This is a genomic window from Aromatoleum bremense, assembly GCF_017894365.1.
In the GTDB taxonomy this organism is placed as follows: Bacteria; Pseudomonadota; Gammaproteobacteria; order Burkholderiales; family Rhodocyclaceae; genus Aromatoleum; species Aromatoleum bremense.
In genome coordinates this window covers 171,028-185,128 of record NZ_CP059467.1, presented here as the reverse complement: position 1 = coordinate 185,128, position 14,101 = coordinate 171,028, and the positions used below count along the sequence as shown (strand labels likewise).

The window sequence follows — 14,101 nt, the reverse complement described above, 5'->3', positions numbered from 1 at the left end:
GCCCGATCCCCGATAAGACAACCCCGAAAAGACCCCCAAGGAGACTCCTAATGAGCCAGTACGACGCGCCGATCCAGGCGATGCGGTTCATCATCGAAAACCTCGTCGGCCTCGACGAGATCGCCACGCTGCCCGGCTTCGAGGACGCGACGCCCGACATCGCCGCCGCGATCCTCGACGAGGCGGGCAAGTTCACCGGCGAGGTGCTCGCGCCGCTCAACCGCGTCGGCGACCTGCAGGGCTGCCGCGTCGAAGACGGCGTCGTGACGACGCCGGACGGCTGGCGCGAGGCCTACGACGCGTACCGCGACGGCGGCTGGAGCACGATCGGCGCCCCGTCCTCGTTCGGCGGGCAGAACATGCCGAAGCTCGTCGCGACCGCGGTGACCGAGATGCTGCAGTCGGCAAACCTCGGCTTCTCGCTGATGCCGATGCTCACCGACGGCGCGGCAGCCGCGCTGCTCACGGCCGGCTCCCACGCGATCAAGCAGAAGTACCTGCCGAAGATGGTCGCGGGCGAGTGGGGCGGCACGATGAACCTCACCGAACCGCAGGCCGGCTCCGACCTCGCCGCGATCCGCACGCGCGCCGAGCCCGTCGCCGACGGCAGCTACCGCATCGTCGGCCAGAAGATCTTCATCACCTACGGGGAGCACGAGCTCACCGAGAACATCATCCACCTCGTCCTCGCGCGGCTGCCCGACGCGCCCCCGGGCGTGAAGGGGATCTCGCTCTTCGTCGTGCCGAAGGTCCTCGTCGAGGACGACGGCTCGCTCGGCGCGCGCAACGACGTGCGCTGCGTGTCGCTCGAGCACAAGCTCGGCATCCACGGCAGCCCGACTTGCGTGATGGCGTTCGGCGACGCGGGCGGTGCGACGGGCTACCTCGTCGGCGAGCCGAACCGCGGCCTCGAGTACATGTTCATCATGATGAACGAGGCGCGCTTCGGCGTCGGCCTGCAGGGCGTGGCGATCGCCGAACGCGCGTACCAGCAGGCGCTTGCGTACGCGAACGAGCGCGTGCAGGGGCGCGACGCGATCACCGGGGTCCACAACGTCGCGATCGTCGCGCACCCCGACGTGCGGCGCATGCTGCTGCGGATGAAGTCGCGCACACAGGCCGCGCGGATGCTCGCCTACTGGGTCGCAGGCCAGTTCGACCTCGCGCACGCGCACCCCGACGCGCCGGTGTGCGAGACCGCGCGGCTGATGGTCGATTTCCTGATCCCGATCGTGAAGGGCTGGAGCACCGAGATCGGCAACGACTCGGCCTACCTCGGCGTGCAGGTGCACGGCGGCATGGGCTTTATCGAGGAGACCGGCGCCGCGCAGCACATGCGCGATGCACGCATCCTGACGATCTACGAGGGCACGACCGGCATCCAGGCGAACGACTTGGTGATGCGCAAGCTGCTGCGCGGCGGCAGCGAGGGGCTGACGCTGCTCGGTGGGCAGATGCGCGCGGTGGTCGCGAGCCTGAAGACCGTCGATGACGAGACGATCGCTGCGTTCGTACCGCGCCTCGAGACGTGCATCGAGCAGTTCGAGGCGGCCGCGTGGCACCTGCTCGAAGCCGGCAAGCGCGACGCGGGCGAGCGTGATGTGGGCGAGCGTGATGTGGGCGAGCGTGATGCGGGCGAGCGTGATGTGGGCAAGGCGCTGTGGGTCGCGGTGCCGTTCCTGATGCTGATGGGCACGGCGTGCGGCGCGTGGATGTGGGGCAAGGCGGCGCTCGCGGCGAAAGGGCTGCTCGACCGCGGCGAAGGCGATCCGGAGTTCAACCGCGAGCAGATCGCGCTCGCGCAGTTCTACATGACCCACGTCGCGACCGAGGCGGCGGGGTTCGCGGCGACGGTGACCGAGGGGCTGGGGCACAATGCCGCGGCGCTCTGCGCGTAGCCGCCCTTTGAGTTTGGCGACCAACTGGCTACCGAAGCGCTGTCGCAGGCCATCCTGCACGACCACCCTGTTTATGACTTGCTGTATGTCGTGCTTGCGATGCGCTTCGGGGCGCGCCTCCTTTCCGCCGATGACAGGCTGCTGAAGCTGGCGGCCCGTATCGATCCCAGTATGGTCTGAGTAGTCCGATATGCGTGCCGGATCAGGCGCTCGACGCATGGGCGCAGGATTCGCTGCGGTCGCCTTCGAGGCCGCGGCCGGCGCTGGCTGCCGCCATGTCCATCAGGTGCGATTCGACCCGGCGGGGGAAGGGCGCAGCAAGTGCTCGAATGAAACCGGGGATAGCCCCCTTGTTACAAGGCAGGACAGCTCATTTGCTCCGCGGTTGGCAGCAATCTCCACACGCTACACTTGCACAAAGCGCAGACATGCGGCATTATGCGCGCCTCGACAACGCAGGCGGTTGTCGAAGGGTGGCAGAATCGAGTGGCAGCGGCCCGCAAACCCGCGCCAATACTGAAGGTTGTACGGCCTGCAAAGCCGTGTACATCGGTTCGATTCCGGTTCGCGCCTCCAGAAGTACATGCGGGAATAGCTCAGTTGGTAGAGCGCAACCTTGCCAAGGTTGAGGTCGCGAGTTCGAGACTCGTTTCCCGCTCCAGAAATTGACAAAAGGAAGGTGCAAGCGCACCTTCCTTTTGTCGTTTACCGGCTCTGGCCATGTCCGCCTGCCGAAACATTCCATTTTCGTTGCCGCGTGCTGCCGTCGTACCCGATTACGGGGCGAACGGCCTCTATGGCCTCGTCGGCGCGATCCGTAACTATCTCGATGGCCAGCGCTGGGCGGTGCCCGGCGAAGAACGCCCCGCTCGCACGCAGGATGAACCCGTGCCGGTGCTGGTGTTCCTGCTCATCGACGGCCTCGGCGACGCGTTTCTGCAGCGTTTCGGCGCGGGAAGCGCGCTGCTCGCGCACCGGCGGCGGCGGATGACTTCGGTTTTCCCGAGCACGACGGCGAGCGCGGTAACGACCACGCTCACCGGTCTCGCGCCGGCCCGGCATGGATTGACCGGCTGGTTCATCCATGACCGGCGCTTCGGCGGCGTGGTCGCGCCATTGCCGATGAGGAAGCGTTCGGGCGGACTCATTCGTGGCCCGATGGCGCGAGAGCGGCTCTTCCCGTACCCGAGCCTGTTCCAGAACCGCAGGCGCAAGTCGATTTACGTCAATCCGCGCAGCCTCGCGTATTCGCCATATTCTGTGAGGCATGGCCGTGGCGCCGACAGGGTCGCGTATCGCGGCATCCAGGGGATGGTCGATGCGATAGCGACTGCAGCAAGGGCGCTGAAGAGTGCAGCGGGCGGCTATATCCACGCCTACTATCCTGTGTTCGATGCGCTCAGTCATGCGCACGGCTGCGAGTCCGACGAGGCCGTCGCGCAGTTTCGCCACATCGACGCCGCGTTCGCCGCCTTGCTCGATGAACTGGCCGGAACCGGCGTCGACGTCGTTGCGAGCGCAGATCACGGCTTCATCGATTCGCCTGCGGAGCGCGTGATCCGCTTCGAACGGTTTCCGGAGGCCGCGGCAATGCTCGCCGGACCGTTGTTCGGCGAACGTCGGGCTGCGCTATGTGAGCTTCGCCGGGGGGCGGAGGATGATTTCCGTTCGTTCGTCGAGGCGGAGCTGGCGGGCAAGGCGGTGCTGGTCCGTTCGCCGGAGCTGCTGCGCAGCGGGTTTTTCGGCCCGGGGCCGCGACACCGGCAGTTGCGCGAACGCATCGGCAGCCATGCGCTGCTGATGGAACCCGGCTGGACGATCACGGACCGCGTGCCCGGCGAACACGCGCACCGGATGATCGGCGTGCATGGCGGACTGTCGCCGCAGGAAATGTGGGTGCCGCTGATTCACGCCCGCTGCTGAGGGGTACGGGGGTGGGGCGCCCGGGTCAGTGCAACTCTTCGTCGTCCGGTGGTACGGGGAGCACCATGATGCCTTCGTCGATGAGTTCCCCGATGTCGTCGCTCGACGCTTTCCCCTTGATATTGCGCGCTTCGCTGTCCCCGTAGTGGATGCGGCGGGCTTCCTCGACGAACCGCTCGCCGACGTCCTCCGACTCCTTGCCGAAGCGGCGCAGCATCGCCACGACTGTAGCGACCGCGTCCGTCTGCCGGGTGGTTGCGGAGGGCGGCGAGGGTCGAGGTGGTGGAGCTGCCGGGGGCATCGAGCCGGTGTTGACGTACGGAGCGGTCGGACGCCGGCTGATCGAGGCTGAGCCGCAAACGGGACAGACGACCTGTCCGCGCTCACGCTGGGTTTCGAACGCGGCAGCCGAGCCGAACCAGCCTTCGAACAGGTGCTCGTGGTCGCAGCAAAGGTTCAGAACGATCACCGCAGGAAGTCCTGGAGAAAATCACGCGCAGCGCGCTCGCTGGTGCCGGGGACGGGACTTGAACCCGTAAGCCCGAAGGCGGCGGATTTTAAGTCCGCTGTGTATACCGATTTCACCACCCCGGCGCCGATGGGTGGCGCATTCTACCCTGCGACCGACACCCCTGCACAACGGCTCCGGCTGTGCCTGGCCGCGAAGCCGGCTCAGCGATCATGCGGTTTTTTCTTGCCGGGCTTGAAGCCGGTGGAGGGCGTGCGCTTTTCGCCGCTGAAGGATCTCGGGCCGGGGCTTCCGGGACGGGCGGGTTTGCCGCCGGGGTGGGCGGCGTGACGCGGCGCTGCTCCGGGACGAGGGGCTCCCGGCCGCACGCGGGCCGCGTCGCGCTTCGCTTCCTCGGCGTCGAGCGGGCGGATGTTCAGCTGGTGCTGGCGCACGCGCACCCGGCGCAGGATGTCGAGGACGTCGTGTGGCAGGCCGCTCGGCAGTTCGACGGTGCTGTAGTCCTCGTAGAGATTGATCTGCCCGATATAGCGGCTTTCGATGCCGGCCTCGTTGGCGATCGCGCCGACGATGTCCTTCGGCGTCGCCTGCTGGTTGCGGCCGACTTCGATGCGGTAGCGTTGCAGATTGCCCTCGGAGAACTCGCGTCGGCGTTCGAGTATTTTCTCGCGGTTTTCGCGCGGGGCTCGCTCGGCGCCCGGTTCACGCTGCGGTTCGGCCAGGCGCGCGATGTCAGGGCCTTTCGACTCCGGCAGTTGCAGCGGGCGCTCGCGCTGCGCGAGGAAGGCGAGGGCGGCGGCGATGTCGTGGAGTTCGGCTTCGTGGGTGGATTCCATGCCGGCGACGACGTCGCGGAAGAACGCGAGGTCTTCGGATTCGAGCACTGTGGCGACTTGCTGGCGGAACGCGGCGACTCGCTTGTCGGCGACGGCTTCGCGCGACGGTAGTTGCAGCGCCTCGATCGGCTGGCGGGTCGCGCGCTCGATGACTTTCAGCATCCGTATCTCGCGCGGCGCGACGAACAGGATCGCGCTGCCGGTGCGGCCCGCGCGCCCGGTGCGCCCGATGCGATGCACATACGCTTCGGTGTCGTACGGGATGTCGTAGTTGATGACGTGACTGATGCGCGAGACGTCGAGGCCGCGTGCGGCGACGTCGGTGGCGACGACGATGTCGAGTTGCCCGCCCTTGAGCTGTTCGATGACGCGTTCGCGCAGCTGCTGCGTCATGTCGCCGTTCAGCGCGGCGGCCGAGTAGCCGCGCGCCTCGAGCTTGTCGGCAAGCTCGACGGTCGCGGTCTTGGTGCGGACGAAGATGATCGCGGCGTCGAAATCCTCCTCGACTTCGAGGATGCGCGTCAGCGCGTCGAGCTTGTGCGCGACGCTGATCTGGCAGTAGCGCTGGCGGATTGCCGCGACCGTGGTCGTGCTGGTCTTGATCTTGACCTCGCGCGGGTCGCGCAGGTAGCGGTGCGCGACGCGGCGGATCGCATCGGGCATCGTCGCCGAGAACAGCGCGGTCTGACGCTCGGCCGGCGTGTGCTGCAGGATCCATTCGACGTCGTCGATGAACCCCATGCGCAGCATCTCGTCGGCTTCGTCGAGCACCAGCGTCGTCAGGCTGTCGAGATTGAGGCTCTTGCGCTCGATATGGTCCATGACGCGGCCCGGTGTGCCGACGATGACGTGTGCGCCGCGGGCGAGCTGGCGCAGTTGGACGACCATGCTCTGGCCGCCGTACACCGGCAGTACGTGGAAACCGGGCAGGTTCTTCGCATAACGCTGGAAAGCCTCGGCAACCTGGATCGCGAGTTCGCGGGTCGGCGCGAGCACGAGCACCTGCGGATTCTTGATGCTGAGGTCGAGCCGGTCGAGCAGCGGCAGCGCGAACGCGGCGGTCTTGCCGGTGCCGGTCTGCGCCTCGCCGAGCAGGTCGTGCCCGGCGAGCAGATGCGGGATGCAGACCGCCTGGATCGGCGACGGCGTTTCATAGCCGATTTCGGACAGCGCATCGAGCAGCGGTGCACGGAGATCGAGTTGGGCGAAGCTTTCGATGGGGGAAGTCATGGAGGTCTGGTGCGGGCAGCGGAAAGGGAAAAGGCGCCGAGCCGTCGAGAGAAACGGGGCGCTTCACGAATGAAGCGCATCGTACCGAAATCCCGCCTGTGCCGCTTGGCTCAATCGCGCGCGGGGAGATGCAGCCCAGACCGCACATCACATGGGCGACGGGCGATTTCGCGCGCGAGCCGCCAGACGAGGCGTGCTGCCAGACGCGCGGTCCGGCCGTTGGGGTCGAGGGAAGGGTTGAGTTCGGCGACGTCGGCGAGGCGAAGCTTGCCGCTCGCGACGGCGATGCGGATCACCGCCTCGACGACGGCCGGCTCGACGCCGATCGTCGCCGGCGCGCTGACGCCGGGGGCGCACGCACCTGGCAGCGCGTCGAGGCACAGCGTCAGGTAGAGCCAGTCGATGCCGGCGAGGAAATCGCGCACCGTGCTGTCGATCGCGTCGAGATCGCGCGCGCCCATTTCCTCGTCGAGGCGAAACGCGACGCCGAGCGCGCGGGCGCGGTCGAATAACGCGGCAGTGTTCGCCGCTTCGGCGATCCCCAGCACGCAGTAGCGGAAATTCCAGTCGCGGACTCCGCAGTCCTCGGCGATCTGGCGGAACGGCGTGCCCGAATTGCCCGCGGGTGCCGTGCGCAGGTCGAAATGAGCGTCAACGTTGAGAATGCCGATGCGCGGCGGGTGTGGTTCGCGTGCAGCATGTGCGGCGAGCCCCTGCCAGGCCGCCCACGCGATCTCGTGGCCGCCGCCGAGGCCGATCGGCACATGCCCGGCGTCGAGCAGCGCCGTGATGCGTCGAGCGTAGCCGGCCTGCATCGTCTCGAGCGTCTTCTCGCCGGCGTCGGGCGTGCTGGCGCCCACATCGCCCACATCGCCCACATCGCCCACATCGCCCGCGTCGTACACCGGCCGCGCTCCGTGCCAGGCCAGGTTCGCGAGTGTCCGGCGCAGCGCCGCCGGGCCTGCGGCGGCTCCGGCGCGGCCATGGTTGCGCCGCACGCCGAGGTCGCAGGGGAAACCGAGCAGCGCGATGCCGGGGGACGCCTGCGGCGGCAGCATCGTGACGCACTGGTGCCAGCGCAATGCCCGCGGGCCTTCATGCACGTCGATGCGGCCCTGCCACGGCCCCCGATCCTCCTCATCCTTGTGCGACATCACCTGCTCCGCTGATTCGTCCACCGAACACGCGCAGTGCGAGCGGGTTGTAGCCGAGGTGGTAGCACAGCTCGGCCGGGGTATCGACGTTCCACAGGCCGAGATCCGCGAGTTTTCCGGCCTCCAGCGTGCCGAGGTCGTCGCCGCGACCGAGCGCCCGGGCCGCGTTGCGCGTGACGCCGGCGAGCGCCTCGGCGGGGGCGAGACGGAACAGCACGCAGGCCATGTTGAGCGCGAGCAGCAGCGAACTGAGCGGCGAAGTGCCGGGGTTGCAGTCGGTGGCGATGGCGACCGGCACGCCGAGCGCGCGCAGCCGCGCGACCGGTGGAAGGTGCGTCTCGCGCAGGAAATAGAATGCCCCCGGCAGCAGCACGGCGACGCTGCCGGCCGCAGCGAGCGCCGCTGCACCGGCTTCGGAGAGGTGTTCCAGATGATCGGCGCACAGCGCGCCGTACCGGGCCGCCAGCGCCGCGCCGCCCGAATCCGAGAGCTGCTCGGCATGCAGCCTGACGGGAAGCCCGAGCGCCCGGGCCGCGCGGAACACCGCTTCGGTCTGCGCCGGGCTGAACGCGATGCGCTCGCAGAACGCGTCGACGGCATCGACGAGGCCTTCGCGGTGGAGCGCCGGCAGCATCACGTCGCAGACTTCGGCGATGTAGTCGTCGGCGCGTCCGTCGTATTCGGGCGGCAGTGCGTGCGCGCCGAGGAACGTTGTCGTCACGCGTACCGGCGCGGTGGCTCCCAGCGCGCGCGCCGCGCGCAGCATGCGTCGCTCGGCTGCAAGTTCCAGCCCGTAGCCCGACTTGATCTCCACTGTCGTGACACCCTCGGCGATCAGTCGGGCGAGACGCGGTCGGCTTGCGGCGACGAGCGCTTCCTCGTCGGCGGCCCGCGTCGCGATGACCGTCGCGCGGATGCCGCCGCCGGCGCGCGCGATCTCCTCGTAGCTCGCGCCCTGCATGCGCAGCTCGAACTCGCGGGCGCGGTTGCCGGCATGGACGAGATGCGTGTGGCAGTCGATCAGCCCCGGCAGCAGCCAGCCGCCGGCGCCATCGATCTCCTGTGCGGCGCGGGCCTCGCGCGGCAGGTCGCGTTTGGTGCCGAGCCAGACGATGCGCCCGGCCCGCACCGCGAGCGCGCCGTCACGCAGCGTGCCGTACGGTTCGTCGCCGGCGAATGTCGCGAGATGCACGCGGCGGAACAGCAGGTCCCAGGCGGCCATGTGATCAGGCGTCGTGCATCGGCAGGCGCAGGCCGATTTCCCGCGCCGTCGCGAGCGCTTCCTCGTAGCCCGCGTCGGCGTGGCGCATCACGCCGCTTGCCGGGTCGTTGAACAGCACGCGTGCGATCCGGCGCGCCGCGCCGTCAGTGCCGTCGCAGACGATCACCTGGCCCGCGTGCTGCGAATACCCCATGCCGACGCCGCCGCCGTGATGAAACGACACCCACGTCGCGCCGCTCGCGGTGTTGAGCAACGCGTTGAGCAGCGGCCAGTCGGACACGGCATCGGAGCCGTCGCGCATCGCCTCGGTTTCACGGTTCGGGCTCGCGACCGAACCGGTATCGAGATGGTCGCGGCCGATGACGATCGGCGCATGCAGTTCGCCGTGGCGCACCATCTCGTTGAACGCAAGGCCGACGCGGTAACGGTCCTTCGGGCCGAGCCAGCAGATGCGCGCTGGCAGGCCCTGGAACGTGATGCGATGGCGAGCGAGATCGAGCCAGTTGTGCAGGTGCCGGTCGTCGGGGATCAGCTCCTTCACTTTCGCGTCGCTGCGATGGATGTCCTTCGGCTCGCCCGACAGCGCGACCCAGCGGAACGGGCCGTAGCCGCGGCAGAACAGCGGGCGGATGTACGCCGGGACGAAGCCGGGAAACGAGAATGCGTCGATGACGCCGGCGTCGTGGGCCATCTGGCGGATGTTGTTGCCGTAGTCGAATACCGCCGCACCGGCTCGCTGCAGCGCCAGCATCGCGCGCACCTGGTTGGCCATCGAGTGCTTCGCCGGCTCGATGATGCTCTGCGGGTCGCTGCGCTGGCGCTCGCGCCATTGCTGCAGCGTCCAGCCTTGCGGCAGATAGCCGTGGATCGGATCGTGCGCGCTGGTCTGGTCGGTGACGACGTCGGGGATGACGCGGCGGCGCGCGATCTCCTCGAACACGTCGGCCGCGTTGCCGACGAGGCCCACCGACAGCACGCGGCCCTCGGCCCGCGCCGCATTGAGCAATGCGAGCGCCTCGTCGAGCGAAGCGGCCTTGCGGTCGAGGTAGTGCGTCTTCAGGCGCAGGTCGATGCGCGTCTCGTCGCACTCGACTGCCAGCATCGAGAAGCCCGCCATCGTTGCCGCGAGCGGCTGCGCGCCGCCCATGCCGCCGAGCCCCCCGGTGAGGATCCACCGCCGCGTGGCGTGCCCGCCGAAATGACGGTCGGCGCAGGCGGTGAACGTTTCGTACGTACCCTGCACGATGCCCTGCGAGCCGATGTAGATCCACGAACCCGCCGTCATCTGGCCGAACATCATCAGGCCTTTGCGGTCGAGCTCGTTGAAGTGCTCCCAGGTCGCCCACTTCGGCACCAGGTTGGAATTTGCGATCAGCACACGTGGCGCATCGACGTGGGTGCGGAACACGCCGACCGGCTTGCCGGACTGCACCAGCAGCGTCTCGTCCTCGCCCAGTTCGCGCAGCGTCGCGAGGATCCTGTCGAAGCACGCCCAGTCGCGCGCCGCGCGCCCCATGCCGCCATAGACGACGAGATGTTCGGGGTGCTCGGCGACTTCGGGGTCGAGGTTGTTCTGGATCATCCGCCACGCGGCCTCGATCAACCAGTTGCGGCAGTGCAGCGTCGCGCCATGCGGCGACCGCACGATGCGGCCCGGCGCGTAGCGGGGATCGGTGCTGTGGACTTCGTTCATCGCAGCCTCCTGCGAGCGCTTCAGAGGGATTCGTCATCCGGTGTGACGGAGCGGGACGCCTCGCCGTCCGCCACGCGTTCGGAGTCGAAGGAGAAGGGACAATGGCGTGCGAAGGCTCCCGCCGACACCTCGTCCTTGATCGATGCAATGTCCGGCGCAAAATAGCGGTCGATGTCGTAATGCGGCACGCGGCTGCGGATCAGCGCGAGCACGGCCTGCAGGCGCGGCGAGGTGCGGTGCGGTGCGCGCAGTTCGACGCCCTGCGCCGCGGCGAGCAGCTCAATCGCGAGGATCGTCGCGGTGTTGTCGGCGAGCTCGCCGAGCTTGCGTGCTGCGAACGTCGACATCGAAACGTGATCCTCCTGGTTCGCCGACGTCGGCAACGAATCGACGCTCGCCGGATGCGCGAGAAGCTTGTTCTCGGAGGCGAGCGCGGCCGCCGTGACGTGCGCGATCATGAAGCCGGAATTGACGCCGCCTTCGGTGACGAGGAAAGGCGGCAGGCCCGACAGCGTGGCGTCGATCAGCAGCGCGATGCGCCGCTCGGCCAGCGCCCCGATCTCGGCCGCCGCCAGCGCGAGCGCGTCAGCGGCGAAAGCGACCGGTTCGCCATGGAAGTTCCCGCCCGACAGCACTTCGCCACTGTCCGGAAAAACCAGCGGGTTGTCGGACACGGCGTTCGCTTCGATCAGCAGGACGCGCGCGGCGTGGCGCGTCTGGTCGAGGCAGGCACCCATGACCTGCGGCTGGCAGCGCAGGCTGTACGGGTCCTGCACCTTGCCGCAGTCGCGATGCGCAAGGTTGATCCCGCTGCCCTCGAGCAGCTGCCGGTAGGTGGCGGCAGCGTCGATCTGCCCCGGCTGGCCGCGCAACGCGTGGGTCCGGGCATCGAACGGCTTGAACGAGCCGGCCGCGGCGTCGACCGACAGCGCTCCGGCGACGAGCGCGGTGCGGAACACGGTCTCGATCGCGAACAGATTGACGAGCGCCAGCGCCGTCGACACCTGCGTGCCGTTGAGCAGCGCAAGGCCTTCCTTCGCCGCGAGCGTCATCGGCGCGAGTCCCGCGATCGCCAGGGCCTCGGTCGCGGGTACGTGTCGGCCGTCGACATATGCCTCGCCGATGCCCAGCAGCAGCGCCGAAAGGTGTGCGAGCGGCGCGAGATCGCCGCTCGCGCCGACCGAGCCTTTGGACGGCACGCGAGGGATGACGCCGGCGTTGAAGAGGCCGAGCAGCGCGTTGATGAGTTCCATGCGCACACCGGAGTGTCCGCGTGCAAGGCTCGCGATCTTCAGCGCCAGCACCAGGCGCACCGTCGGCACCGAGAGCGGTTCGCCGACTCCCACCGCGTGCGACAGCACGAGGTTTTTCTGCAGCAGTTCGAGCTGATCGTCCGGGATGTGCGTCTGCGCGAGGCGGCCGAAACCGGTGTTGATGCCGTAGGCCGGCTCGCCGCTGCGCGCGATCGCCGCAACCGTCGCGGCGCCGCGTGCGACCATCGAAAAGCAGGCCGGTTCGAGCTCGAGCCGGCTGTCGCTGAACGCGATCGTGCGCAGTTCGGCGAGCGTCAATCGGCCTGGATGAAGGCAAACGGCAGTCATCGGGAGTTCCCCCTGCTGGCGCTTTGACCGCTCGTGCGCCGGAAAATTTGTTGCCCGGGAGGCGACTGTGGTCAGACGGTACTCGTCGTGCCAGGATGGTTCGCTGCCCGGGTTCGTGCAGCGGATGCCATTCATCGTTTGATCATAGACTGACGTTATTCAATTTGCGTTATTCGATTGGCTGGCCCTGGAGGTGGGAAGGCGCTACCCTCGCGCATCGCGGCATTCGCAGTCTGCCGAAGACCAAAAACGAAAATCCGGCCAGCTCAGCGATCATCGCCCCATGACGGCAGCGCGCACTCCGACCATCCGTTCCCGACTCGCCCTGCTCGTCACGGCGTGCATCTTGCCCGCGTCATTGATGACCGCGGCGCTGATCCATTACAACTATCAGCGCGAGAACGCTCAACTCGTGCGCGAGGTGATCGCGACTGCCCGCGCACTGCGGTCCGCCGTCGACCGCGAACTGGCCGCGACGGAGTCGGCGCTGAACGTCCTCGCGACGTCGCCCTACCTGGCTTCCAACGATCTCGCGGCCTTCCACGACCAGGCGATGCAGGTTCTGCAAACCCGGTCGGCCAATAACGTCGTGCTGACCGATACGACCGGCCGACAGCGGATCAACACGTTCCGGCCGTTCGGTGAACCCTTGCCTTTCAGAGGGGTGATGCCGCAGTTGAGGCACGTCCTGGAAACAGGGCGTACGTATGTCTCCGGGCTTTTTGTCGGGCCGGTGGTGCACCGGCCGGCGCTCAGCGTCTCGGTGCCGGTGCACCGCGGCGAGCGGATCGTCTACTGTTTGAGTATGGGCATTTTTCCGGATCGCCTGTCGGGGATCCTGAACGAGCAGCGCCTGCCCCCCGGCTGGACCGGCGAAATACTGGATGGCGAAGGCATTGTCGCTGCCCACACCGGCGAAATGGAGCAGTTCATCGGGCGGAAGGGTTCGCAGGCCTTGACAGAGAGGATCGCCGAAGCAGCCGAGGGATCGGTCGAAATCCTTACCGACGCGGGCCTTCCTGTCATATCCGTTTTCAGTCGATCCGCCGTTTCCCGGTGGACGACGGTCATCAGCATTCCCCGGGAAGCGCTCACGAACCGGCTGCAGCAGTCGCTCGGTTGGCTGGTCCTCGGTACGGTGGTTCTGCTGGGCAGTAGTCTGCTTCTTGCCTGGAGGCTCGGAGGCCGGATTGCCGGTGCTTTCTACGGATTGACCGGTCCGGCCGTGGCCCTGGGCTCCGGCGAGGCGATCGTCGTTCCCAGCTTCCGGCTACGGGAAGCCGACGAGGTTGGAGGAGCGCTGATCAAGGCATCCAGGATGTTGCAGCAGACCCGGCACAAGGCTCTCCACGACGAACTGACGGGCTTGGCCAATCGGGCGCTGCTGAACGAAATCGTCAACGATCAACTGGCTTTGTCACAGCGATGCGACACCGAACTTGCTCTCCTCTACATTGACCTCGATGGCTTCAAGTCGGTCAACGACCGCCACGGCCATGGAATTGGCGACGAACTGCTACGAGCCGTCTCGCAACGCATCAACAGCGGAATTCGTCGCTCCGACGTCGCTGCGCGGCTCGGCGGTGACGAGTTCGTGGTCGTGGTGTTCGCGGCGGGAGCCGACGGGGCTGCGGCGCTGGCGCGCAAGCTGGTGGAGAGTCTTTCCGATCCGTACCGAATCGGAGAAATCTCCGTTCGCATCTCTGCCAGCATCGGCATTGCAATATATGCCGGCGTGGAAACCACCTGTGAGAAATTGCTGCAGCAGGCGGACGCCGCGATGTACCGCTCCAAGGCCAACGGCAAGCGATGCTACACCTTCATGCCGGCAGAGCAGGGTTCCGGCGCGTGGCCCGATAACCAAGGCGGCACTGCGTAGCGATTTGCCGGCAGCGGGGTCTGCCGTCGTTTCCCGGGACTGATTCTTGACAGGGAGATGGGGTGTTCTGATCCGCGTACAGCAACGACCGCAGCATTCGCCTCGCGTGCCGGGCCGTCCGGTGTTCTCGTGACACCGAAATCAGCGGCCGAAGATGCGATCATGGGAGCCGACTTACATTTCCGGAGCATGATCG

At 67.6% G+C, this 14,101-nt stretch carries 9 protein-coding genes and 2 tRNA genes; 4 read left to right on the top strand and 7 right to left on the bottom strand.

Annotated features, from left to right (window positions below):
- Positions 1–50 precede the first annotated feature (50 nt).
- The 3 genes from pbN1_RS00805 (at position 51) to pbN1_RS00795 (ending at position 3,821) form a co-directional block, all read left to right on the top strand.
- On the top strand, positions 51–1,898 hold the full coding sequence (locus tag pbN1_RS00805; RefSeq protein ID WP_169204085.1) for an acyl-CoA dehydrogenase: 1,848 nt from the start codon (positions 51–53) through the stop codon (positions 1,896–1,898).
- A 585-nt stretch (positions 1,899–2,483) separates the two neighbouring features.
- Positions 2,484–2,559: transfer RNA gene (locus pbN1_RS00800), tRNA-Gly, on the top strand.
- 59 nt (positions 2,560–2,618) lie between these two features.
- On the top strand, positions 2,619–3,821 hold the full coding sequence (locus pbN1_RS00795; RefSeq protein ID WP_169204086.1) for an alkaline phosphatase family protein: 1,203 nt from the start codon (positions 2,619–2,621) through the stop codon (positions 3,819–3,821).
- Positions 3,822–3,846: 25 nt separating this feature from the next.
- Here pbN1_RS00795 and pbN1_RS00790 read toward each other — a convergent pair whose 3' ends face one another.
- The 7 genes from pbN1_RS00790 to hutH form a co-directional block, all read right to left on the bottom strand.
- Complete coding sequence (locus tag pbN1_RS00790) at positions 3,847–4,290, bottom strand: DUF1178 family protein (RefSeq protein WP_169204087.1); 444 nt, start codon at positions 4,288–4,290, stop codon at positions 3,847–3,849.
- Between the two features lie 40 nt (positions 4,291–4,330).
- Positions 4,331–4,415, bottom strand: a tRNA-Leu gene (locus pbN1_RS00785).
- Positions 4,416–4,493: 78 nt separating this feature from the next.
- On the bottom strand, positions 4,494–6,356 hold the full coding sequence (locus tag pbN1_RS00780) for a DEAD/DEAH box helicase (RefSeq protein WP_210147618.1): 1,863 nt from the start codon (positions 6,354–6,356) through the stop codon (positions 4,494–4,496).
- 110 nt (positions 6,357–6,466) lie between these two features.
- Positions 6,467–7,510: a formimidoylglutamase gene (gene hutG / locus pbN1_RS00775; protein WP_169204041.1), complete on the bottom strand. Its 1,044-nt coding sequence runs from the start codon at positions 7,508–7,510 to the stop codon at positions 6,467–6,469.
- Positions 7,494–8,732 (bottom strand): imidazolonepropionase, encoded by a 1,239-nt coding sequence (gene hutI, locus pbN1_RS00770; protein WP_169204040.1) that lies wholly within the window; start codon positions 8,730–8,732, stop codon positions 7,494–7,496. The genes hutG and hutI overlap by 17 nt, the downstream gene beginning before the upstream one ends.
- Positions 8,733–8,736: 4 nt before the next feature.
- Positions 8,737–10,425: a urocanate hydratase gene (gene hutU / locus pbN1_RS00765; protein WP_169204039.1), complete on the bottom strand. Its 1,689-nt coding sequence runs from the start codon at positions 10,423–10,425 to the stop codon at positions 8,737–8,739.
- A gap of 20 nt (positions 10,426–10,445) precedes the next feature.
- On the bottom strand, positions 10,446–12,026 hold the full coding sequence (hutH, locus tag pbN1_RS00760; protein ID WP_169204038.1) for a histidine ammonia-lyase: 1,581 nt from the start codon (positions 12,024–12,026) through the stop codon (positions 10,446–10,448).
- 283 nt (positions 12,027–12,309) lie between these two features.
- On the opposite strand from hutH, the gene pbN1_RS00755 reads away from it, so the two are divergent.
- A complete protein-coding gene (locus tag pbN1_RS00755; RefSeq protein WP_169204037.1) occupies positions 12,310–13,905 on the top strand; it encodes a bifunctional diguanylate cyclase/phosphodiesterase in 1,596 nt (531 codons plus the stop codon).
- Positions 13,906–14,101 lie beyond the last annotated feature (196 nt).